At 67.8% G+C, this 23,937-nt stretch carries 16 protein-coding genes; 9 read left to right on the top strand and 7 right to left on the bottom strand.

Annotation, left to right across the window (positions count from 1 at the left end):
* Positions 1–44 precede the first annotated feature (44 nt).
* A complete protein-coding gene (locus CAL15_RS11235) occupies positions 45–1,019 on the top strand; it encodes a Bug family tripartite tricarboxylate transporter substrate binding protein (RefSeq protein ID WP_086078665.1) in 975 nt (324 codons plus the stop codon).
* A gap of 224 nt (positions 1,020–1,243) precedes the next feature.
* Here CAL15_RS11235 and acnA read toward each other — a convergent pair whose 3' ends face one another.
* From acnA to CAL15_RS11220, 3 genes are all read right to left on the bottom strand, one after another.
* Positions 1,244–3,946 (bottom strand): aconitate hydratase AcnA, encoded by a 2,703-nt coding sequence (gene acnA, locus CAL15_RS11230; protein ID WP_086078664.1) that lies wholly within the window; start codon positions 3,944–3,946, stop codon positions 1,244–1,246.
* Positions 3,947–4,088: 142 nt separating this feature from the next.
* On the bottom strand, positions 4,089–4,907 hold the full coding sequence (locus CAL15_RS11225; protein WP_086078663.1) for an arylamine N-acetyltransferase family protein: 819 nt from the start codon (positions 4,905–4,907) through the stop codon (positions 4,089–4,091).
* Between the two features lie 41 nt (positions 4,908–4,948).
* The gene (locus CAL15_RS11220) at positions 4,949–5,551 is read right to left on the bottom strand and encodes a transglycosylase SLT domain-containing protein (RefSeq protein ID WP_086078662.1); all 603 of its coding nucleotides are present in this window, start codon (positions 5,549–5,551) and stop codon (positions 4,949–4,951) included.
* Positions 5,552–5,670: 119 nt separating this feature from the next.
* On the opposite strand from CAL15_RS11220, the gene CAL15_RS11215 reads away from it, so the two are divergent.
* The 3 genes from CAL15_RS11215 to CAL15_RS11205 all read left to right on the top strand — a co-directional run bounded on the left by CAL15_RS11215 (position 5,671) and on the right by CAL15_RS11205 (position 8,994).
* The gene (locus CAL15_RS11215; protein WP_086078661.1) at positions 5,671–6,585 is read left to right on the top strand and encodes a LysR substrate-binding domain-containing protein; all 915 of its coding nucleotides are present in this window, start codon (positions 5,671–5,673) and stop codon (positions 6,583–6,585) included.
* A 116-nt stretch (positions 6,586–6,701) separates the two neighbouring features.
* A complete protein-coding gene (locus CAL15_RS11210) occupies positions 6,702–7,682 on the top strand; it encodes a Bug family tripartite tricarboxylate transporter substrate binding protein (RefSeq protein ID WP_157666641.1) in 981 nt (326 codons plus the stop codon).
* Positions 7,683–7,707: 25 nt separating this feature from the next.
* Positions 7,708–8,994: a M28 family peptidase gene (locus CAL15_RS11205; RefSeq protein WP_086078659.1), complete on the top strand. Its 1,287-nt coding sequence runs from the start codon at positions 7,708–7,710 to the stop codon at positions 8,992–8,994.
* 90 nt (positions 8,995–9,084) lie between these two features.
* Here CAL15_RS11205 and CAL15_RS11200 read toward each other — a convergent pair whose 3' ends face one another.
* A complete protein-coding gene (locus CAL15_RS11200; RefSeq protein WP_086078658.1) occupies positions 9,085–9,357 on the bottom strand; it encodes an oxidative damage protection protein in 273 nt (90 codons plus the stop codon).
* Positions 9,358–9,435: 78 nt separating this feature from the next.
* Positions 9,436–10,791 carry an amino-acid N-acetyltransferase gene (gene argA / locus CAL15_RS11195; RefSeq protein WP_086078657.1) on the bottom strand — a complete coding sequence of 452 codons (1,356 nt, stop codon included), beginning with the start codon at positions 10,789–10,791 and terminating at the stop codon, positions 9,436–9,438.
* Between the two features lie 198 nt (positions 10,792–10,989).
* Between argA and hrpA the strand changes: the two genes are divergently transcribed.
* Positions 10,990–14,901 carry an ATP-dependent RNA helicase HrpA gene (hrpA, locus tag CAL15_RS11190; RefSeq protein ID WP_086078656.1) on the top strand — a complete coding sequence of 1,304 codons (3,912 nt, stop codon included), beginning with the start codon at positions 10,990–10,992 and terminating at the stop codon, positions 14,899–14,901.
* A gap of 72 nt (positions 14,902–14,973) precedes the next feature.
* Here the strand turns inward: hrpA and lpxO are convergent, their stop codons facing one another.
* Both lpxO and CAL15_RS11180 read right to left on the bottom strand, forming a co-directional pair.
* Positions 14,974–15,873, bottom strand: coding sequence for a lipid A hydroxylase LpxO (gene lpxO, locus CAL15_RS11185; RefSeq protein WP_086078655.1), 900 nt, complete (start codon positions 15,871–15,873; stop codon positions 14,974–14,976).
* Positions 15,874–15,919: 46 nt separating this feature from the next.
* Positions 15,920–16,888, bottom strand: a complete 969-nt coding sequence (locus CAL15_RS11180) for a LysR family transcriptional regulator (RefSeq protein ID WP_086078654.1) — start codon at positions 16,886–16,888, stop codon at positions 15,920–15,922.
* A 107-nt stretch (positions 16,889–16,995) separates the two neighbouring features.
* Here CAL15_RS11180 and CAL15_RS11175 point away from each other — a divergent pair, with 107 nt between their 5' ends.
* From CAL15_RS11175 to dnaE, 4 genes are all read left to right on the top strand, one after another.
* Positions 16,996–18,834 carry a gamma-glutamyltransferase family protein gene (locus CAL15_RS11175; protein WP_086078653.1) on the top strand — a complete coding sequence of 613 codons (1,839 nt, stop codon included), beginning with the start codon at positions 16,996–16,998 and terminating at the stop codon, positions 18,832–18,834.
* An 82-nt stretch (positions 18,835–18,916) separates the two neighbouring features.
* A complete protein-coding gene (locus CAL15_RS11170; protein ID WP_420042544.1) occupies positions 18,917–19,894 on the top strand; it encodes a Bug family tripartite tricarboxylate transporter substrate binding protein in 978 nt (325 codons plus the stop codon).
* Positions 19,895–19,896: 2 nt separating this feature from the next.
* Positions 19,897–20,391: a GAF domain-containing protein gene (locus CAL15_RS11165; RefSeq protein ID WP_086078651.1), complete on the top strand. Its 495-nt coding sequence runs from the start codon at positions 19,897–19,899 to the stop codon at positions 20,389–20,391.
* A 41-nt stretch (positions 20,392–20,432) separates the two neighbouring features.
* Entirely contained in the window at positions 20,433–23,924 is a 3,492-nt protein-coding gene (gene dnaE, locus CAL15_RS11160; protein ID WP_086078650.1) for a DNA polymerase III subunit alpha, read from the top strand.
* The last annotated feature ends 13 nt before the right edge of the window (positions 23,925–23,937 follow it).

The following is a 23,937-nucleotide window of genomic DNA, read 5'->3' as shown; positions in this document are numbered from 1 at the left end:
GGCTCGCGCCAGGGGCTTCCGATACGTGTAAAAGGAGACACCACATGAGTATCGCTCGCCGAGAGTTCCTGGCCGCCATGGGCGCGGTCGCGCTTGCCTCGGCCGCCCGTCCGGTCTTCGCGCAAGACTGGCCCTCCCGCACCATCCGCCTGATCGTGCCGTACCCGCCCGGCGGCTCGTCGGACATCATCGCGCGGGCCATCAGCCAGCCGCTGTCCGCCGCCCTGGGCCAGACCGTCGTGGTCGAGAACCGGCCCGGCGCCAATGGCAACCTGGGCGCCGGTCAGGTCGCGCAGTCGGGCGAGGAAGGCCACACGCTGCTCATCTGCGACGTCGGCGCGCTGGCCATCAGCCCGTCGGTATACACCAAGCTGAACTTCGACCCCTCGAAGGACCTGCGCGGCGTGGGCATGCTGGCGTACTCGCCCCACGTATTGGCCGTGCACCCCTCGGTGCAAGTCAAGACCCTGCCCGAACTTGTCGAGCTGTCCAAGCGCCAGCGCCTGAACTTCGCCGTCACCGCCGTGGGCAGCGCGCCGCACCTGGCTGGCGTGGCTGTCGAGCAAGCCACCGCGGCCAAATGGGAATACGTGCCCTACAAGGGCGGTTCGCAGGCCATCACCGACACGGTGGGCGGCCAGACCCAGATCATCATGAACGGCCTGCTGGCCACGCTGCCGCATGTTCAGAGCGGCAAGCTCAAGGCCATCGCCATCTCCAAGCGTTCGCGCATGGACATCCTGCCCGACCTGCCCACCATCGCCGAGCAGGGCGTCACCGGATTCGAATCGGGCACCTGGCAGGGCATCCTGGTTCCGCGCAGCATGCCCGACGCCGTCGTCCAGCGTCTGGGCGCCGAACTCACCAAGATCATCAACCAGCCCGACATCAAGAAGAAGCTCAACGACCAGGGCGCCGAGGTCGTCACCATGAGCCCCGCCGAACTGGACAAGTTCTTCGCGCAAGAGCGCCAGCGCTGGGCGGGCGTGGTGGCCAAGGCCGATATCCGCCTGGACTGATCGGCAGTCGCGGGCCTGCGGCCGCACCTGGCCGGCCGCACTCGCCGGCCGCACCTCGCCGGCCGCACCTCGCCGGCCGCACCAGCCCCCCATCCTGCCCTTTGCGTACCGCGCGGGGCAAATAGAAAAGCCGATCCACGGGGATCGGCTTTTTGTTTGCTGGCGCCTGGTGGCGCCATCGCGGCGGCACAGGCAGGCAAGCCGCCCGCCGCGTGCCCGTTGCGTTATGCCGCCAGCAGCTGGCGCAGCACGAAAGGCAGAATGCCGCCGTGCTTGTAGTAGTCCACCTCGATCGGCGTGTCGATGCGCAGCAGCACCGTGACGTCCTGCGTGCTGCCGTCCTCGCGGTGGATCGTCAGCGTGACGTCCTGCATCGGCTTGATGCCGTTCTCCAGACCCGAGATGTCGAAGGTCTCGCGGCCCGTGATGCCGAGGCTCTCGACGCTGTCGTCACCCTTGAACTGCAGGGGCAGCACGCCCATGCCGACCAGGTTGCTGCGGTGGATGCGCTCGAAGCTGCGCGTGATCACGGCCTTCACGCCCAGCAGCTGCGTGCCCTTGGCGGCCCAGTCGCGCGACGAACCCGTGCCGTATTCCTCGCCGCCGAACACAACGGTGGGCGTGCCCTCGGCCACGTACTTCATGGCAGCGTCGTAGATCGACATCTGCTCGCCGCTGGGCTGGAACAGCGTCTCGCCGCCTTCGAAGCGGCTGCCGTCCTCCTTGGGCGGGATCATCAGGTTCTTGATGCGCACGTTGGCGAACGTGCCGCGCATCATGATCTCGTGGTTGCCGCGGCGCGAACCGTAGCTGTTGAAGTCGGCTTTCATCACGCCGTTCTCTTTCAGCCACTTGCCCGCGGGCGAGGTTTCCTTGATGGAGCCGGCCGGCGAGATGTGGTCGGTGGTGACCGAGTCGCCGAAGATGCCCAGCGCGCGGGCGCCCTTGACCGTGGGCAGTTCGCCCGGGGTCATGTCGAAGCCTTCGAAGAAGGGCGGTTCGGCGATGTAGGTGGACTCGGGCCAGTCGTAGGTTTCGCCGGTGACGCCCTTGATGTTCTCCCACAGCTTGCCGGGATTGGTCTTGACCTGGCCGTAGTTCTGCTGGAAGGCCTCGGGATTCAGCGCGAACTTCAGCAGCGCGTTGACTTCGTCGGAGGAGGGCCAGATGTCGCCCAGCCAGACGTCGCCGTTCTTGCCGTGGCCCACCGGTTCGGTCATCAGGTCGCGCGTGACCGTGCCGGCCAGCGCATACGCCACCACCAGCGGCGGCGAGGCCAGGAAGTTGGCCTTGATGTTCGGGTGGATGCGCGCCTCGAAGTTGCGGTTGCCCGACAGCACGGCGGCGCACACCAGGTCATTGCCCAGGATGGCTTCGTTCAGGTCGGGCGCCAGGTCGCCCGCGTTGCCGATGCAGGTGGTGCAGCCGTAGGCCGCCACGTCGAAGCCCAGTTGCTCGAGGTAGGGCAACAGGCCGGTCTTGGTCAGGTACTCGGTGACCACGCGCGATCCGGGGGCCAGCGACGTCTTGATGTGCTTGGGCACCTTCAGGCCGGCTTCGACGGCCTTCTTGGCCAGCAGGCCCGCGGCCAGCAGCACGCTGGGGTTGGACGTGTTGGTGCACGAGGTGATGGCGGCGATCAGGATGTCGCCGTTCTTCAGCTTGGTGCCTTCGCTGGTGGTGAAGGTCTGCTGCAACTTTTCGGCGGGCTGGTTGAAGCCGTTCTCGGACACCGGCTTGGAGAACAGGTCGATGAAGGTGTTCTTGACGTTGCCGATCTCGATGCGGTCCTGCGGGCGCTTGGGCCCGGCCAGCGAGGGCGCCACGGTGGACAGGTCCAGCGTCAGCAGCTTGGTGTAGTTGATGTCGCGGGCAGCGGGCACGCCGTACATCTTCTGCGCCTTGAAGTAGGCGGCGAAGGCCTCGATCTCTTCGGGCGTGCGGCCGGTGCCCTCGAAGTAGTCGATGGTGCGGTCGTCCACGGGGAAGAAGCCCATGGTGGCGCCGTACTCGGGGGCCATGTTGCCGATGGTGGCGCGGTCGGTCACGCTGAGGCTGGCGGTGCCTTCGCCGCAGAATTCCACGAACTTGCCCACCACCTTCTCGCGGCGCAGCATCTCGGTGATGGTCAGCACCAGATCGGTGGCGGTGACGCCGCCGCGCAGCTGGCCCTTCAGTTCGACGCCCACCACGTCGGGCGTCAGGAAGTACACGGGCTGGCCCAGCATGCCGGCCTCGGCTTCGATGCCGCCCACGCCCCAGCCGACCACGCCGATACCGTTGATCATGGTGGTGTGGCTGTCGGTGCCCACCAGCGAGTCGGGGTAGTACACGTCATTGCTGTCGTGGTGCACGCCGCGGGCCAGGTATTCGAGGTTCACCTGGTGGACGATGCCGAAGCCCGGAGGCACGACGCCGAACGTGTCGAAGGCCTGCATGCCCCACTTCATGAACTGGTAGCGCTCTTTGTTGCGCTGGAACTCCAGCTTCATGTTCAGGTCGAGCGCGTTCTTGGAACCGAAGTGGTCGATCATCACCGAGTGGTCGACCACCAGGTCGACCGGCACCAGCGGCTCGATGCTCTTGGGGCTCTTGCCCATCTTGTCGGCCACCGACCGCATGGCGGCGATGTCGGCCAGCAGGGGCACGCCCGTGAAATCCTGCAGCACCACGCGGGCCACCACGAACGGGATCTCGTCCTCGCGCCGGGCGTTCGGCTGCCAATTGGCCAGCTGGCGCACATGCTCTTCGGTGACCTTCTGCCCGTCACAGTTGCGCAACACCGATTCCAGCACGATGCGGATGGACACGGGAAGCCGCTGGACGTCGACGCCAAGGGTTTTGCCCAGGGCCGGCAGCGAATAGAACTGACAGGTTTTCTTGCCTAGCTTGAAAGTCTTGAGCGTGTCGAGCGTGTTGTGCGGCATGATGGACTCCGTGGGTTTGGACCGCGTAAAGCCGCCATTTTCTGGCGTTTCGGCGAGCTTGTCATTGTATGTGAGACAAACCGTCGCGGGGGTTTATGTCTTATATCTTATATAAGACATAAGACATGTGTCAAAGCAGGATTCAACCGTGGTCCGGCAGCCTGTCCAGCGCGGCGTCCAGGCCCTCGACGGCGGGCAGGGCGATGCCGAAATCGCCCGTCAGCACGTCGCGCAACTGTGCGGCCGACTCGAGCCGCCGCCGGCGCACGGCGCCATCCGACTCATAGCGCGTGTACTCGCGATTGCGCAGCGCCAGCCGGGCGCCGGGTATGGGACGCGCCGCCACCAGCTCCTGCGTGAAGAAGGAATCGGGATAGGTCGAGACGTAGTAGCTGGCCACTTCGTAGTCGGGCAGCTCCTGCGGGTGCAGGTCATAGCGATAGAGCGTGCGCCAGGCGTTGCCCACCATGGCCTGCATGCGCCATCCGTCGTCTTCCGGCAACAGCCTGAAGTCGCCGTGCGGCGTGCGCTGCACGCCGGGTTCCAGGCGCAATACGCCTGTCAACGTCATGGCGCCGAAGCCCACGTCCACGATGTGCGGTGCTCCGTCGAAATGTACCTGCAGCAGCATGTGAGTGCGAGGCGTGATGGCGTCCTCGGGCTGTGTCCACAGGACTCGCGCGGCCAGGTTGGTCACCCGCAGCCCCAGCCCCCGCAGCGCGGCGCCGAACAGCAGGTTGTGCTCGTAGCAGTACCCGCCGCGCTGTTCATGGACCAGCTTGCGATGCAGGTCGGGCAGGGCCAGGCTTACGGGCTGGCGCAGCAGGGGGCTCAGGTTCTCGAAGGGAATCGCCTGCACGTGATGCAGCACCAGGCTGGCGACCCCTTGTACGGTGGGGGCGGGCCACGACGGCAGGCCGATACGTTGCAGATAGGCATCCCAGACGGCTTCGGCGGGCATGGGCAGCTCCTTGGCGTTGTGCGATGCCGTCCATCGTAACGCTAGAAAATGCCCAGCCAGCCCCCGCCTTCCAGCTCTTTCTGGCAGCTCTTGTACTGCGCGGCGAAGCGCTCCGCGCGCGTCTGCACCAGGCCCGCCACGCGTTTCAGCCATGCCTTGGACTCGTAGCTGCGATTGCGATAGCCGGTCCAGCCCTCGTGGTAGTTCAGATACTGCCGATAGGCGTCCCATTTCGAGATGCCGTTGATGCGCTGGGTCTTGGTGATGTACCAGCCCATGAAGTCGAGCGCATCGTCGAAGTCGTCTCGGCTCGAGAACCAGCCGCCGGCCTCGCGCTGGTAGTCGGCCCAGGTTTCGTCCTTGGCCTGCGCGTAGCCATAGGCCGAACTGACGCGGCCCCATGGGATGATGCCGAGGAAGAAATAGCGCGGCGGCAGCGCATCGTGCCGGAAGCTCGATTCCTGGTACATCATGGCGAACGGCACCTGCGGCGGCACGCCCCATTTGTCGCGTACCGCGACCGCGGCGTCATGCCAGTCGGGCTTCTCGCGGAAGATGGCGCACAGGTTTTCCGGGTCCGAGGGCGGGGCGGTGGCGCAGCCGGCAAGCAACGCCAGCGGCGCCAGAAACAGCGGTCCTCGCATTGCCTTGCGTGTCCTTCTCGGTAGCCGGGATGGCGCCGATTTTAAGCATACGCTGCGAACTATGATGAAATGCGACCGGCCCCTCGCCGATTTTCCGCCGTACCGTACGCCAGGCATCCATGAAAGGCTCCCGCAACTCCCTGACCTCGCTGCGCATTTTTCTCGAGGCCGCGCGCGCGCTCAACTTCAGCCGTACCGCCGAATCCCTGCACCTGACGCAAAGCGCGGTCAGCAAGCACATCAGCGCGCTGGAAGACCGGCTGGGCTGCCCCCTGTTCAAGCGCCTGCCCACCGGCCTGCGACTGACGCACGCCGGGGCGCTGTATCTCGAGCGGGTGGCGGCGGGGCTGCGCCTGATCGACGAGGCCGATGCGCTGGTCGCGAGGCCGGGCTCGCGAGTCGCGCTCAATCTGGCGGTGTCGCCTTCCTTTGCGCAGTTCTGCCTGATTCCCGGCCTGCGCGAATTCTTCGAGCTGCACCCCGAAGTGCGCGTGAACGTCCGGCCCCGCCTGCTGTACGGGCGGGATCGGGCCGAGCGCTTCGATGCCGAGATCCAGCTGCACACCGGCCACGTGGCCGGCATGTCGGCCCAGTATCTGTGCGGGCGGGAAATGACGCTGGTGGCGGCCCCGGACTTGCTGGCGCGCACGCCGGTGCGCGGCGTGGAAGATCTCGAGCAATTGACGCTGCTCAAGCGCGCGCAGCGCGGCTATGGCTGGGACGAGTGGAAGGCCGAGGTCGCGCCGCTATGGCGCGGGCCGGGCGCCTCGGCGCCCGAGTATGAAGGCTTCTCGGTGCTGCTCCCCGCCGTGCTGGCGGGGCTGGGCGTGGCCATCGTGCCCCTGTGCATGGTGCTGGACCACCTGCGCGCGGGGGCGCTGGTGCGGCCGCTGGGCGAGGTGGTCGAGGGGCGTTATGGCTACTTCCTGCTGCAGCCGCGTCCCAATGTGGGCGGGCCGTACGCCGACGCCTTGTGCGCCTGGGTGACCGAGCGCGCCGGCCGGCTGGACGCGCAGGTCCAGGCGCTGCGATAGCTTGCCGGAGCCGCTATTCCATATCGGAATAGCGCATGCGCATATGTCGTTTGCCCATGGCGAAGTCGGGCAACAGAATGGAGGAACTTCATTCACCTCCCTGCCTGCATACCGACATGTTCAAGTGGAAAAAACTCCTTGCCAGCGTGGCGCTGCCCGGCCTGGCCGTCCTGGCGGCGACGCCGGCGTTCGCCGCCTATCCCGACAAGCCGATCCGCCTGGTGGTGCCGTATTCGGCCGGCGGCAGCTCGGACGTGCTGGCGCGCGCCATCAGCGACCAGCTTGGCGCCGAACTGGGCCAGTCGGTCGTGGTAGAGAACCGCGCCGGCGCCGGTTCGATGATCGGCACGGCCTTCGTGGCCGACTCGGCTCCCGACGGCTACACGCTGCTGCTGGCCGACGTTCCGTTCACTATCGTGCCCGCCCTGTATCGCGACCGCGTCAAGTATGACGCCCGCAAGGACTTCGCGCCGGTCACGCTGCTGGGCGTCTCGCCCATGTACCTGTTCGTCAAGCCGGACTCCGAGGCCCGGACGGTGGACGGACTGGTGTCGGCCGCCAAGGCGCGCCCCGGGCTGATCTCGATTGGGTCGGGCGGCAATGGTTCGTTCACGCACCTGATGGCCGAACTGCTGATGCTGAAGACTGACATCAAGCTCGTGCATATCCCGTACAAGGGCGCCTCGGCCTCGGTCAATGACCTGGCAGGCGGCCAGATCGAGACCAGCTTCACCACCATGCCCACCGCCGCCGCGCTGTACCAGGCCGGCCGCATCAAGCCTATCGCCGTGTCCTCGCCCGAGCGCCAGCGCGATACGCCGGACGTGCCCACTTTCCGTGAAAGCGGCCTGCCTGACCTGACCGTCGAAAGCTGGTGGGGCGTGATGGCGCCGGCGGGTACGCCGGCGGACGTGGTGCAGCGCCTGGACGCCGCCATGAAGAACGTCATGCAATCCGACGCGGTCAAGCAGCGCCTGTCCAGCGTGGGCGTCCGCTTGCCGCCGGACACCTCGGCGCAGGCCCTGCAGAATCTGCTGACGGCCGACTTCGCTCGTTGGCAGGACGTGGTCACGCGCGCTGGCATCAAGCTGGACTGAACGCGCCTATCCCGGAGAGAGACTCATGATGGATTGGATGCAAGCTGCCTCGGCAGACGCGGCGCTGATGGACGACTTCCGCGCGATCTGCGCGTTCGGCGGCCGCATGTCGGGCTCCGGCCAGGACGACGCCGCCATGGACTGGGCCCTGCGGCGCCTGGGCTCGGTGGGGGGCGAGGTTCGCAGGCTGGCCGTGCCCTACGACGGCTGGCGCTGCGAGGGCGCCGCGCTGGAGCTGCTCGGCCCGCAGGGACCGGTGGCGCTGGCCTGCCGTCCGCTGCTGCGCTCGGCATCGACCTCGGCGCAGGGCCTGGAGGCCGAGGTGCTGGACCTGGGCGGCGGCCGCGCCGAGGACTTCGAGCGCGCCGGCGAGCAGGTGCGCGGCCGGATCGTGCTGGTGCGTCATGAGTATCCGTTCTCCGGCGAGCACCTGCATCGCCGTCGCAAATACGACATGGCCGTGGCTGCCGGCGCCAGCGGTTTCCTCATCGCGAACACGCGGCCCGGCGCGGGCGTGCTGTCCGGTTCCTCCGGCCGGCCGCGCGGCGCATCCGGCATCCCCGCGGCCTATATCGACGCCGAGGGCGCGCAGGCCCTGGCGGCGGCTGCCGCGGCCGGCAGCGCGCGGGTGCGCCTGCTGGTCGACGGCCGCGAGATCGACGAGGCGCTCGCCAGCGTGGGCGTGCTGGACCTGCCTGGCGGGCGCGACAGCCGCGTGGTCATCAGCGCGCACGTCGACGGCCATGACCTGGGCTGCAGCGCGCTGGACAACGCCACCGGCGTGGCCGTGGCGCTGGCCGCCGCGCGCCTGCTGGCGCCGCGCCTGGGGCCGGACACGCCGGGGCTGCGCATCTGCCTGTTCTGCGCCGAGGAATGGGCGCTGACCGGCTCGGCGCGATACCTGGCCGACATGCCGGCCGACGAGCGCGCCAACCTGAAGGTCGACATCAATCTGGATACGGTGGCGGGCGACGCCGAACTGACGGCGCTGATCAGCGGCTTCACCGGCCTCGAGCCGCTGGTGCGGCAGGCGTCCCAAGCCGCGGGCGTGCCGGTGGGAACGTGGCTGCCGCTCATGCCCAACTCTGACCATGCCAACTTCGCGCACCACGGCATCCCCGCGCTGCGCCTGGTGGCCGGCTTCGGCAAGCCTGAGTCGCGCGTCAACAACATCCTGTCGGCGGGCGACGTGACGAGCGTGATCGAGGAAGAAGAAATGCGCCGTGCGCTGGCGGTGACGGCGGCGATGGCCGATGCGGCGCTGTCGATGAGCGACGCTGAACTGGGGCGGCTGGCCGCCAAGGCGGACTGAATCCGCCGCGTCCGCGATGCCCGCCGCGCGTTGCGCGGCAGGCATCCGGGCAGGCCGCAACAAAGCGGCCGGATACGAGCCAGGCCTTGCTCAGGCCGACGGCGGGACGAAGCCTTGCGCCTCGACCGTGCCGTCTTCGAACAGGAAGCGCTCCATCTGCTGCTGCAGATACTTGCGGGCGCGCGCGTCGGCGAGATTCAGGCGGTTCTCGTTGACCAGGCGCGTCTGGATCGCCTTCCATTCTTCCCAGGCTTCTTTCGAAACCTGCTGCCAGATGCGCGTACCCAGTTCGCCGGGATAGGGCGGGAAGTCGAGCCCTTCGGCCTCGCGCTTCAGTTTCACACAGTTGACGGTTCGAGCCATGGTCTGCTGCCGGTAAGGATTGCGAATCCTCGATTCTAGCCGGCCCGCGCCGCGAGCCGGGCCGTGGCCCTGCCGGCGTCAGAGTTTCTTGATGAAGACCAGGCTGTTGCGCGAGCGGTTGTAGTTGTTCTGCTTCTCGCGCGGCAGGTCGGAGATGCCGCCCTGCACGAAACCGCGCTTGATGAACCAGTGCGAGGTGCGGGTGGTCAGCACGAACAGGCGCTTCATGCCCAGCGCGCGGGCGCGCGCCTCCATGTGGCGCAGCAGTATCTCGCCTTCGCCCGAGCCCTGCCATTCGGGATGCACGATCAGGCAGGCCATCTCGGCCATCTGTTCGGCGGCGTACGGATTCAGCGCCGCGCAGCCGTAGATGACGCCGTCGTGCTCCAGCACGGTGAAGCGTTCCACGTCGCGCTCGATCACGCTGCGCGGACGCGGCACCAGCGTGCCGTCGGCCTCCAGCGGTTCGATCAGGCTCAGGATGGCGCCCACGTCGTCGATGGTGGCCGGCCGCAGGTCGTCCAGCGTGTCTTCCACCACCATGGTGCCCACGCCGTCGTGGGTGAACACTTCGAGCAGCACGCTGCCGTCCAGCGAGTAGGGCACCAGGTGCGCGCGGGCCACGCCGCGCTTGACCGCCAGCGAGGCGTACTGAAGGTACAGCGCGGTGTCCTCGTCCAGTTCGTCGCCGGCCAGCAGGGCGTCGGCGTCCGCGCGCGCCAGTTCGGTGTCCACCGAGCCGTCGTCGTTCAGCACGCCGGCCGAGCCGGACAAGAAGATGAGTTTTTCGGCGCGCAGCGCCACCGCCACGCTGGTGGCCAGTTCTTCCATCGCCAGGTTGAAGGCGTCGCCGGTGGGCGAGAAGCCCAGCGGCGACAGCAGCACCACCGAGCCGCGCTCGATGGCGAACTTCAAGGCGTCGCTGTCGATCTTGCGCACCATGCCGGTGTGTTGATAGTCGACGCCATCGACCACGCCGGTGGGGCGCGCGGTGACGAAGTTGCCCGAGATCACGCGTATGTGAGAGCCCGACATGGGCGTGTTCGGCAGGCCCTGGCTGAAGGCGGCCTCGATGTCCAGGCGGATTTCGCCGGCGGCTTCCTTGGCGCACTCCAGCGCGGCCTTGTCCGTCGGCTGCATGCCGCGGCCGAACTGCTGCGTGTAGCCCTTCAGGCGCAGCTGTTCATTGACCTGGGGACGCGAGCCGTGCACCAGCACCAGCCTCACGCCGAGCGCGGACAGCAGCGACAGGTCTTGTATCAGCGTGTTCAGCGCGCCCGCCTGCACCAGCTCGCCGCCGAATGCCACCACGAAAGTCTTGCCGCGGAAGGCATGCACATACGGCGCCACCTCCCGGAACCAGCGCACGAACTGCGCGGCCGCGAATTCGGGGGCTTCAAGGGCGGAGACGGTGTCGTGTTCCTGGTCGGGCATGATGGCGGCGTGGAATTCCTGGATGACGAAGAAGCGGCGCCCGGCCGGAAACGGTCCTGTGGCGGGTCGCGGAATTATATGGCCGGCGGGCGGCGCATGAACGCCATGCGCGGGGCGGAAACGTCGTCGCCACGGTCGCGGCGGGCGGGGCGGCGCCGCAAAATTTATAATGCGCGGTTCACCGGATGAATCCTTCCCATGTCTGAAGTCTCCCGCGCGCCAGGGCGCGGCGGCAGCGGCGGCGGTCCCCGTCCCGCGCCGCGGCCCGAGCGCCCCGAGCGGCCCATTCCCGCCGTCACCTATCCTGAAGACCTGCCCGTCAGCGCGCGCCGATCTGAAATCGCGCGTGCCGTCGCCGCACACCAGGTGGTGATCGTCAGCGGCGAGACCGGCTCGGGCAAGACCACGCAGCTGCCCAAGATCTGTCTCGAGCTCGGCCGCGGCCGCCGCAAGATGATCGGCCACACCCAGCCGCGCCGCCTGGCCGCCACCTCGGTGGCCAAGCGCATCGCCGAGGAACTGAACACGCCCATGGGCGAGGTCGTCGGCTACCAGGTGCGCTTCAACGACCGCACCGGTCCCAACGCGGCCATCAAGCTGATGACCGACGGCATCCTGCTGGCCGAGTCGCAGCGCGACCCGCTGCTGCGGCGCTACGACACCATCATCATCGACGAGGCGCACGAACGCAGCCTGAATATCGACTTCCTGCTGGGCTACCTGAAGCAGCTGCTGCCGCGCCGGCCCGACCTGAAGCTCATCATCACCTCGGCCACCATCGACGCCGAGCGGTTCTCGCGCCACTTCGCCGAGTCGCCCGACAAACCCGCGCCTGTCATCGAGGTGTCGGGCCGCCTGTATCCGGTCGAGGTGCGCTACCGTCCCGTGCAGCAGCCGCAGGACGACGAGGACAGCCCGGCCGCAACAGCCAAGGCCACCCGCGGCGGCGAGCGCCTGACGGGCGACGAAGAGCGCGACCTGATCGACGCCATCGTCGACGCGGTCGACGAGTGTGCGCGCCACGGTCCGGGCGACGTACTGGTGTTCCTGCCCGGCGAGCGCGAGATCCGCGAATCGGCCGAGGCGCTGCGCAAGCGGCATCCGGCCGGCACCGAGATACTGCCGCTGTACGCGCGCCTGTCGCAGGCCGAGCAGGAGCAGATTTTCCATCCGCGCGGCAACGCACGGCGCGTGGTGCTGGCCACCAACGTGGCCGAAACCTCGCTGACCGTCCCCGGCATCCGCTACGTGGTCGACAGCGGCCTGGCACGCATCAAGCGCTACTCGTGGCGCAACAAGGTCGAGCAACTGCGCATCGAGCCCATCAGCCGCGCCTCGGCCAACCAGCGCGCGGGGCGCTGCGGGCGCGTGGGGCCCGGCGTGTGCATCCGCCTCTACGACGAAGCTGATTTCAACGGGCGCGCGCCGTTCACCGATCCCGAGGTGCTGCGCTCGTCGCTGGCCTCGGTCATCCTGCGCATGAAGTCGCTGGGGCTGGACGAGATCGAGAGCTTCCCGTTCGTCGAGGCGCCGCCCGGCCGGGCCGTGGCCGATGGCTACCACCTGCTGCAGGAACTGGGCGCCATCGCGCTGGCCTCGATGGACGACGGCGGCGATGCGCCGCGCACCGGCAAGTCGTACGAACTGACTTCCACCGGCCGCGAGCTGGCCAAGCTGCCCGTGGACCCGCGCATCGGCCGCATGATCCTGGCCGCGCGCGAGCAGCAGTGCCTGGCCGAGATGCTCATCATCGCGGCCGCGCTGTCCGTGCAGGACCCGCGCGACCGCCCCATGCACGAGCGCGAGGCCGCCGAGGCCGCGCACGCCAAGTTCGCCGACGACAAGTCCGAGTTCCTGTCCTTCCTGAAACTGTGGCGCTGGTACGGCGAACAGGTGCAACACAAGCAGTCGCAGCGCAAGCTGGTGGGCCTCTTGCGGCAGAACTTCCTGTCGCCGATCCGGCTGCGCGAGTGGCACGACGTGCACACGCAACTGGCCGCGCTGGTGGGCGAACAGGGCTGGCGCCTGAACCAGACCGACGCCACCTACGAACAGCTGCACCTGGCGCTGCTGTCCGGCCTTCTGGGCAACATCGGCTTCAAGGGCGAGGAAAGCGGCCAGTATCTGGGGGCGCGCGACATCCGCTTCCACATCCATCCGGGATCGCGCCTGGCCAAGAAGGGCGGGCGCTGGATCATGGCGGCCGAACTGGTCGAGACCACCCGGCTGTATGCGCGCTGCGTCGCCAGCATCGACCCCGTCTGGCTGGAACGCGTGGGCGCCCACCTGCTGCGCCGCAACTGGTCCGACCCGCGCTGGGAGAAGAAGGCAGGGCAGGTGGTGGCCAACGAGCGCGCCACGCTGTATGGCCTCACCATCTATGCGGGGCGCCGCGTGCATTACGGCCGCATCAACCCGCAGCATGCGCGCGAGCTCTTCATCCGCGAGGCCCTGGTACCCGGCGAGATCGACACGCGGCTGCCCTTCGTGGCGCACAACCGCAAGCTGATCGCGGGCATCGAGAAGCTCGAGCACCAGACGCGACGGCCCGACATCCTGGTCGACGACGAACTCATCTACGCATTCTACGACCGCCAACTGCCCGAAGGCATCTCGCAGACCGCCACGCTCGAAAAGTGGGTGTCCGGCCTGCACAAGACCGCGGCCGCCGCGCTGCTGCTGACGCGCGAAGAGCTGATGCGCCACGAGGCCGCGGGCGTCACCACCGACGTCTTTCCCAAGAAGGTCGAGTGGCAGGGCGTGTCCATGGCGCTGGACTACCACTTCGAGCCGGGTTCGCCGCGCGACGGCGTCACGCTGTCGGTGCCGCTGTTCGCGCTCAACCAGATCGACGCGCAGCGCTGCGAGTGGCTGGTGCCCGGCATGCTGAAAGAGAAAGTGCATCTGCTGCTGAAGTCGCTGCCGCAGAAGCTGCGCCGCCACTGCGTGCCGCTGCCCGACTATGCCGCCGGCTTCTACGACCGCTGGTACGACAGGCTGGGCGACCCGCAGCAGGGCCTGGTCGATGCCATCATCGCGGACATGTGGCGCCAGGTGCAGGTGCGTCCGGCGCCGGGCGACTTCAAGCTCGAGACGCTGCCGGCTCATCTGTTCATGAACTTCCGCGTGGTGGACGAGCACGGCCGCATGCTGGCCGCCGGCCGCAACCTGGCGCAGCTCAAGGCCGAACTGGGCAAGCAGGCGCAGGCGACCTTCCAGCAGTTGGCCGCGCGCGATACCGAAGTCGCGCAGGCGCTGGCGCACGAGAACCTCACGTCATGGACCTTCGGTCCGCTGCCCGAGATCATGGAGATCCGGCGCGGCGGTCAGTCCGTCATCGGCTATCCCGCTCTGGTCGACCGCGGCGCGCATTGCGATCTCGACGTGTTCGACGATCCCGACGAGGCGCGCCGGCACCATCGCGCGGGACTGCTCAAGCTGTTCCGCCTGGGGCTGCGCGAGCAGGTCAAGTTCCTGGAAAGGAACCTGACCGACCTGACCAAGATGAGCATGCTGTACATGACGCTGGGCACGCAGGACGAACTGCGCGACCAGGTCATCGACTGCGCGCTGGCGCAGGCCTGCCTGGGCGAGCCCTGGCCGGTGAACGCGCAGCAGTTCGAGGCGCGCCGCGCCGAGGGCAAGGGCAGGCTGGGCCTGCTGGCGCAGGAGGTGGCCCGCCTGGCGCATGCCATCCTCACAGAATACGCGACGCTGCAGCGCAAGCTGCCGCAGGCCAAGCCGTACGCCACCGCCTATGCCGACCTGCAGCAGCAGTTGGGCGCGCTGATGCCCAAGTGGTTCGTGCGCGACATTCCGTACGCGCAGCTGGCGCACTATCCGCGCTACCTGAAGGCAGCGGTGGCGCGCATCGACAAGCTGCGCGCGGACCCGGCGCGCGATGCCCGCCTGATGGCCGAGATGGCGCCGCTGCTGGTGCAATACCAGCGGGCCCGTTCGGCCCTGAAGGGCGGCGCCGACGCGCGCCTGGACGAGTTCCGCTGGCTGCTCGAGGAGTTGCGCGTGGCGCTTTACGCGCAGGAGCTGCGCACGCCGATGCCGGTGTCGGTCAAGCGACTGATGAAGGCCTGGGAGGCTCTGCAGCGTTGAGGCGCCGCCTCGGCGGCCCGCAAAAAAAGGCGGAAGTGATCTTCCGCCTTGTTTCGTCGATGGCGCCGCCCGCTAGATCGCCAGGAAGGCCGCGACCACCAGGATGATGAGGCCCCACTTGGTCGCCTTGTAGACCGTCCGGTTCCAGGCCTTGAACGCCTTGCGCTTCTGGTCGAGCTTCCAGTGCAGGTGCGTCAGCCGGTTGATGGCGCCGGTCTGGTCGCCGCTGTCGTTGGGCGAACTGGCGGCCGACATCACCACCTTGCCGAACCAGCGGTTGAAGGCTTCGGCCCAGCGCCATTTCAAGGGCCGCTCGACGTCGCAGAACAGGATGATGCGGTTGGCCTCGGACTTGTTGTGCGCTTCGTGGATATAGGTCTCGTCGAACACCACGCTCTCGCCGTCGCGCCAGCTGTAGCGCTCGCCGTCCACGTCGATGTAGCAGCGGTCGTCGTTGGGCGTGGCCAGGCCCAGGTGGTAGCGCAGCGAGCCCGAGAAGGGATCGCGGTGCGGGTTCAGCGTGCCGCCGGGCGGCAGTTCGGCGAACATGGCCGCCTTCACCTTGGGCAGCGAGCGCAGGATTTCCACGGTCTTGGGGCACAGGGCCTCGGCGGACGGATGCCGGGCGTCATACCACTTCAGGTAGAAGCGTTTCCAGCCGTTCTTGAAGAACGAATTGAAGCCGATGTCGTCGTGCTTCTCGGCCGCCTTGATGTGGCGCAGCTGCTGCATGTGCAGCGCTTCGTCGCGGATGATCTCCCAGTTGTCGTCCAGCACCTTCAGCTCGGGGATCTCGCGCGTGGTGACGTACGGCGTGGTCGGCACGCGCGAACTGAGCACCATGAAGGCATTGACGGGAGCCAGGATGGCGGAGTGGTCGAGGAACTGCCGGGATAGGCGCAGCCGGACCCGGCCGCGGTAATGCGCAAAGAGAATGGAGGCCAGCCATAGCCCCGGGATAAGCCATTTCATGTTCTTGGGATGATCGAGAGGCGCGCGGCGCGCGTCGGGGTAGCAGCTATTGTTGCACAGGCAAGGGGGCGATCGCCTCGCTGGCGCAGAGTTCTCGCAGAATCTGCGCGAAGTGCGTCTCGGCCTGAAGCGGCACCTCGCGCACCCGGCGGATAAGGCTTATGGGCGGCAGTTCCCAGTCGAAGCGCCAGGGCGCGGTGGCCACCCGCCCTTGCCGCGACATTTCGCGCGCGATGTCCTCGGGCACGATGGACACCAGCCGATCGTCGTCGGCGATCAGCCCTTCGATCACGTCCAAAGAATAGGTTTCGATCATCGGCGTGGGCGGCTGCACCTGCGCGCGTACGAACAGCCCCGCGATCATCGCGCCGATGGGCGTGGCGGGAGAGGGCAGGATCCAGCGCATCGACGCAAGCTCGGCCCAGTCGGGCGGGCCGCGCAGCAGCCGGCGTACCAGGCGGGGGTGGCCGATCAGCGCTGGCCATTGCCGGTACAGCAGCTCATGCCAGATCGCGCGCGCGTCCGGGCCGCCGCCCGCCGCGCGTCCGATCACACAGTCCAGGTCGCGGCGCAGCAGCAGTTCAACCAACTGGTCCGTGGTGGCGCGATGCAGCGTGACCGTGACGCCGTGGCGGTGGTGCAGCATCGATACGGCGCGCGTCAGCAGCGGCCCCGAAACGAACGGAATGGCGCCGATGTTCAGATGGGCGCTATGGCCCGAGCGCAGCGCGTCGACCTCGCGGGTCCACTGGTCCAGGTCTTGCAGCAGGTGGCGGGCGCGCACCAGCGCCAGTTCGCCCAGCGGCGTAGGCTGCAGGCCATGGCGGGAACGCGTGAACAGCGGTGCTCCGAAGATGTCTTCGACCTCCGCCAGCGCCTTGGTTGCAGCGGGTTGGCTCACGCCCATGTCGACGGCCACGCGCGTCAGCGAGCCATGGCGCGCCACGGCGAGCAGCAGGCTGAGATGGCGGACTTTGAGGCGGGCGGCCAGGCGGCTGGGCGGTATCCCGGACATGATGGATACGAATAACTGACTGGTTATAGATATATCAAAAAATACCTGATCCTGGTTATTGGTGATTCCTATACTTGTCCGAGATACACGCAACCTGCGGACCCTCGATGTCTACTTCCTTCACCACCCGTCCCGAGATCCGGGGCACCTTCGGCGTCGTCTCTTCCACTCATTGGCTCGCCTCGCAGACGGCCATGAGCGTGCTGGAACGCGGCGGCAATGCGTTCGACGCCGCGGTGGCCGGGGGCTTTGTGCTGCAGATCGTCGAGCCGCATCTGAACGGGCCCGGCGGCGAGGTGCCGATCCTGTTCTGGAGCGAATCCGAGCGCCGCATGCGGGCGCTGTGCGGGCAGGGACCCGCGCCGGCGCTTGCGTCCGCGGCGTGGTTCCGCAACCAGGGTCATCATCTGGTGCCCGGCATCGGCCTGCTGCCCGCCGTAGTGCCGGGCGCGTTCGGGGCCTGGCTGACGCTGCTTCGCGATTACGGCACCTGGGAATTGCAGGACGTATTGCAACCGGCCATCGATTACGCGCGCAACGGCTTTCCGCTGGTGCCGCGCATCGTGCAGGCCGTCATTTCCGTGCAGGAACTGTTTCGCACCGAATGGACCAGTTCGGCCGAGGTCTGGCTTCCCGATGGCCGCGCGCCGCATCCCGAGCGCCTGTTCCGCACGCCCGCGGTGGCCTCCACCTATGCCCGGCTGGTCGACGAAGCGGGACGAGGCGCGGGCAGCCGCGCCCAGCGCCTGGATGCCGCCATCGCGCTTTGGTATCGCGGGTTCGTGGCGCGCGCCATCGACGACTATTACCGCAATGCCGAGGTCCGGGATTGCACCGGCGAGCGTCATCGCGGTCTGCTGCGCTACGAGGACATGGCCGCCTGGCAGGCCCGCTACGACGAGCCGGTGACCGCACAGTATGGGCGCCACACGGTGGCCAAGTGCGGCGTGTGGTCGCAAGGGCCGGTTTTCCTCCAGCAACTGGCCATGCTGCGCCATCTCGGCATCGAGGGCCTGGATGCCGCAGGTCCCGAGTTCGTGCATCGCATCGCCGAATCGGCCAAGCTGGCATTCGCGGACCGGCTGGCCTGGTACGGCGACCCGGATCACGCCGACGTGCCGCTGCAGGCCTTGCTGGACGATGCCTATGCACGCGAACGGGCCGCGCTGGTGGGCCGCGAGGCGTCGCGCGAACTGCGGCCCGGGCAGCCGGGCGGTCGGGCGCCCATCCTGCCAGACCTGTCCGCCAGCGAGCGCGCATTGGCGCAGGCCGATACCCGCTTCGGTGTCGGCGAGCCCACATTCGCGCCGCTGCCGCCCGTGCACGAGTGGGCGCAGCGGGAGATCTTCGTCGGGGACACCTGCCACATCGACGTGATTGACCGACACGGCAACATGGTCGCCGCCACGCCTTCGGGCGGCTGGCTGTCGTCCAGCCCCGCGGTGCCGGGACTGGGCTTCTCCATTTCTACGCGCCTGCAGATGACCTGGCTGGACGAGGGCCTGCCCGGCACGCTGCAACCCGGCAAGCGGCCGTGCACGACCTTGTCTCCCGGCCTGGCGCTGCGCGACGGCGAGCCCTATATGGCGTTCGGCACGCCCGGCGGCGACCAGCAGGACCAGTGGACAGTGGGGTTCTTCCTGCGTCATGCCGCGCTGGGCATGAACCTGCAAGAGGCCATCGACGCGCCGTCCTGGCACGTCGACCATTTCCCGGGATCCTTCTGGCCGCGCGCCACGACGCTGAATCGCCTGACCGTGGAAGGGCGGTTTCCCGAGGCCACCCTGCAGGCTCTGCGGCAGGCCGGCCACGACCTGCGCGTCGGCCAGCCGTGGTCCGAAGGGCGCATCAGCGTGTGCACGCGTGAGTCCGTCGCCGGCGGCGGGCTGCTGCTGCGCGCCGCCGCCAATCCGCGCGGCATGCAGAGCTATGCCGTGGGCCGTTGACACCTTTTTCCGAGGCCGGCGGCGTGCCGCCAGCCGCGTTGCTGCTGAGTTCAACCTAAAAAACCACACAAGGGGTATGCAGATGGCTTTTTCCTTTATACGCAAGGTCTTGTCCGCATTGACGCTGGCCGCCGCCGCGGGGCTGCCTGCCGCGGCGCACGCGGACTGGCCCGACCGCCCGATCACACTGATCGTGCCCTGGGCCGCGGGCGGCTCCACCGACATCCTGGCCCGCCTGCTTTCCGAGCACTTGAGCGTCTCGCTCGGCCAGCCGGTGCCCGTCGAGAACCGCTCGGGCGCCTCGGGCAACATCGGTTCGAACGCCGTGGCGCGCGCCAAGCCCGACGGCTACACGCTGCTGGTCGGCTCGATGAGCACGCACACCATGAACCAGGCGATGTTCAAGACCATGCCGTTCGACGGTGTGAAGGACTTCACGCCCATCGCGGAACTGGCACTGGTCACCAACACGATGGTCGTCAGCGCATCGGTGCCGGCGACGACCGTCGCGGAGTTCATTGCCTACGCCAAGGCGCGTCCCGGCCAGATCGCCTACGCGTCGGCGGGAGCGGGATCCACCAATCACCTCAGCGCGGCCCTGTTCGAGAAGTCCACGGGCATCTCGATGACGCACGTGCCATATCGCGGCGGCGCGCCCGCCGTGCTCGACACCGCGGCCGATCGCACCCAGCTGCTGTTCAGCGCAGGCACGCAGACGCTGCCCCACGTGCAATCGGGCAAGCTCAAGCTGCTGGCCGTGACCGAATCGCAGCGCTCCAAGCTGCTGCCCGACGTGCCCACCGTGGCCGAAACCGTGCCCGGCTATGAACTGGCCGTGTGGTACGGCGCCTTCGGGCCGGCCGGCATGCCCGCCGAGGTCGTGAAGCGCCTGAGCCGCGAGATCAACGCGATCCTCGCCAAGCCCGAAGTGATCAAGAAAATGGGTGACATGGGCGTCGAGGTGCGCCAGTCCACGCCGCAGTCCTTCGCCGCCACCCTGCAGAGGGACGCCGACAAGTACGGCAAGCTGGTGCGCGAGCTGGGCATCACGATGGAGTGAGGATGGCCGTCGCCCTTGCCGATCTGCTGCCGGGTCTCGACGCGCTGGCCCGGGCCCACGACGATGCCGATCGCGCGGCCCTGTGCGCCGCCGTCGACGCGCAGGTTCGTCCGGTGCTCGGCCATACTTTGTGCACGGTCAACCGGTACGACCCCGAACGCATGGCGCTGACACGCCTGTACAGTTCGAACCCGCTGGCCTACCCGCCCGGCGGCGGCAAGGACAAGCGCGGCACGCCGTGGGGGCGCCACGTGCTGCTGGAGCGGCGGTTGTTCGTCGGCGAGGGCGTGCAGGCCATCCGGCAGGCCTTCGACGACCACGCCGCGATCGAGGCGCTGGGCCTGCGTTCGGTCATCAACGTGCCCCTCGTGGCGCGCGGCGCGTGCCTGGGCACGCTCAACTTTCTGATGCCCTGGGAACGCGTGGGCGACGACCGGATTGCGGCGGCGCGGCTGGCCGGGCTGCTGGTTCTGCCGGTCCTGCTTGCGATGCCCTGAAAGGGGCCGGGCGGCGGCCACGACTGGGTACAATCCCGCACATGTCCGATGTCGCCGTTTCGCCCCCCGCCTTCGTCCACCTGCGCGTCCATTCCGAGTTCTCGGTGGTGGACGGCCTGGTGCGCATTCCCGACCTGATCAAGCGCGTGGCCAAGCTCGGCCAGCCGGCCGTGGCGCTCACCGACCTGGCCAACCTCTTCGGGCTGATCAAGTTCTACAAGGGCGCGCGCGGCGCCGGCGTCAAGCCCATCGCGGGATGCGACGCCTGGCTGGCCAACGACGACGATCCCGACAAGCCCTTCCGCGTCCTGCTGCTGGTGCGCAATCACAGCGGCTACCTCAGCCTGTGCGAGCTGCTCACGCAGGCTTTCCTCACCAACCAGTCCACGGGCCGCGCCGAGCTGCGCCGCGAATGGCTGCAAGGACGCCAGGGACTGATCGTGCTGTCCGGCGGTCGCGCGGGCGACGTCGGCCAGGCGCTCGAGGCCGGCAACGCCGTGTCGGCCCTGTCGCTGGCGCGCCAATGGGCCCACATGTTCCCGGGCGCGTACTACATCGAGCTGCAGCGCGCGGGCCTGGATGGCGACGAGACCTATACCCAGGCAGCCATGCGCCTGGCCGCCGAGGCCGGCCTGCCCGTCGTGGCCACGCATCCGGTGCAGTTCCTCGACCGCGACGACTTCCAGGCGCACGAGGCGCGGGTCTGTATCGCCGAAGGACAGGTGCTGGCCAATCCGCGCCGGGTGCGGCGCTTCTCGCCCGACCAATACCTGCTCAGCTCCGAAGAAATGGCGCAGCGCTTTGCCGACGTGCCGTCGGCGCTGGCCAACAGCGTCGAGATCGCGCGCCGCTGCAACCTGACGCTGGTGCTGGGCAAGCCCAGGCTGCCCAACTTTCCCACGCCGGAAGGCGTGTCGCTGGACGACTATCTCGTGCAGCTGTCCGAGCAGGGCCTGGAGAAGCGCCTGGCCTTCCTGTTCCCGGACGAGGCCGAGCGTAATGCCAAGCGCGAGCAGTACTACGAACGCCTGCGCTGGGAGTGCAAGACCATCATCCAGATGGGCTTCCCGGGCTACTTCCTCATCGTTCAGGACTTCATCAACTGGGGCAAGAACAACGGCGTGCCGGTGGGCCCGGGGCGGGGCTCGGGCGCCGGCTCGCTGGTGGCCTATGCGCTGGGCATCACCGACCTCGACCCCATCCGCTACGACCTGCTCTTCGAACGCTTCCTGAATCCCGAGCGCGTGTCGATGCCCGACTTCGACATCGACTTCTGCCAGGACAACCGCGAACGCGTCATCGACTACGTGAAGGAGAAATACGGCCGCGACGCCGTCAGCCAGATCGCCACCTTCGGCACGCTGGGCGCCAAGGCCGTGGTGCGGGATGCCGGCCGGGTGCTGGACATGCCCTACATGTTCTGCGACCAGCTTTCCAAGCTCATCCCGTTCAATCCCGCCGATCCCTGGACGCTGGACCGCACGCTGAAAGACGAACCGGCGTTCAAGGAACGCTACGAGCAGGAAGAGGAAGTGCGCGGGCTGGTCGACCTGGCGCGGCCGCTCGAAGGCCTGACCCGCAACATCGGCATGCACGCGGGCGGCGTGCTCATCGCCCCGGGCAAGCTCACCGACTTCTGCCCGCTGTACTGCCAGCCGGGCCAGGAGAACAGCGCGGTCTCGCAGTACGACAAGGACGACGTCGAGGCCGCCGGCCTGGTCAAGTTCGACTTCCTGGGCCTGCGCAACCTCACCATTCTCGATTGGGCCGTGCGCTACGTGCGCCAGTTCAACGAATCGAAGCGCGACTTCGACATCATGGCGCTGGCGCTGGACGACCAGGCCGCCTACCGCGTGCTGTGCGAGGCCAACACCACCGCGGTGTTCCAGCTGGAATCGCGCGGCATGAAAGAGCTGCTGAAGAAGCTCAAGCCCAGCAACTTCGAAGACATCATCGCCATGCTGGCCCTGTATCGCCCGGGGCCGCTCGAATCGGGCATGGTGGAAGACTTCGTCAACCGCAAGCACGGCCGCGCGCAGGTGGATTACTTCCACCCCGACCTGGAAGGCACCCTGAAGAGCACCTACGGGGTCATCGTCTACCAGGAACAGGTGATGCTGATCTCGCAGATCATCGGCGGCTACTCGCTGGGCGGCGCCGACCTGCTGCGGCGCGCCATGGGCAAGAAAAAGCCCGAGGAAATGGCCAAGCACCGCGAACTGTTCGAGAAGGGCGCGCGCGAGAAGGGCCATGATCCCGACCTGGCGGTCAAGCTGTTCGACCTGATGGAGAAGTTCGCCGGGTACGGCTTCAACAAGTCGCACTCGGCCGCGTACGCGCTCATCGCTTACCAGACCGCGTGGCTCAAGGCCTATCATCCCACCGAGTTCCTGGCCGCCACCCTGTCGTCCGACATGGACGACACGGACAAGGTGCAGACCTTCGTGCGCGACGCCCAGGCCAACGGCGTGGCGGTGCTTCCGCCCGACGTCAACGCCTCCGGCTATCGCTTCGAACCGGTGGCCGACGAGCACACCGCCAAGGGCAAGCCGCCTCGCACCATGCGCTATGGGCTGGGAGCGGTGAAGGGCACGGGCCAGGGGGCCGTCGAAGAGATCCTGCGCGCCCGTGCGGCCGACGGGCCCTTCCAGAACCTGTTCGATTTCTGCCGCCGCGTCGACAAGCACGCGGTCAATCGCCGCACCATCGAGGCGCTGATCCGGGCCGGCGCCTTCGACAGCATCGAGCCCAATCGAGCAGCCCTGCTGGGCTCGGTGGGCACCGCCATGGAGGCGGCCGAGCAGGCGGCGCGCAGCGCCAACCAGGTCTCGCTGTTCGGCGACGACAGCAGCGACGTGGTCGCCAGCGAACTCGCCAAGGTGCCGCCCTGGAACCTGCACGCCAAGCTCACCGAGGAAAAGAGCGCGCTGGGCTACTACTTCAGCGGCCATCTGTTCGATCATTGGCGCGACGAAGTGCGCCGCATCGTGCCCATGCAGCTGGCGCGCGTCGAGCCGCAGCGCGACCTCCAATGGATGTGCGGGGTGCTGGCCGGCGTGCGCGTCATGATGACTCGCCGCGGCAAGATGGTGTTCGCCGTGCTGGACGACGGCACCGCCCAGCTCGAGATCTCCATCTTCAACGAGTTGTACGAAAAGCACCGCAATCGCCTGCGCGAAGACCAGCTGCTCATTGTTCAGGGCAAGGTCAGCAACGATGATTACTCTGGCGGCATGCGCATCGTCGCCGACCAGCTGTACGACCTGCAGCTGGCGCGCGAAGCGCGGGCGCGCTCGCTGCGGGTCCGGCTCAATGGCCAGGCCGATGCGAACCGCCTGCACCAGATGCTCAATCCCTTCCGCGCCGAACCCGAGAACGGCGTGCCCGGCGTACCGGTCGACATCGTCTACCAAAAGGACGACTTCCAATGCACGATGCGCCTCGGCGATGAGTGGCGCGTGCGTATGGCCGATACACTGCTGGATAACCTGGCTGCGTGGGCCAGGCCGGACGGGGTCGAGATCACGTACTAGCAGTCCAGGAGCT

The organism is Bordetella genomosp. 13, assembly GCF_002119665.1.
Classification (GTDB): domain Bacteria; phylum Pseudomonadota; class Gammaproteobacteria; order Burkholderiales; family Burkholderiaceae_B; genus Bordetella.
Note: the sequence above shows the minus strand (reverse complement) of the source record. Positions and strands in the feature narration are given on the sequence as shown.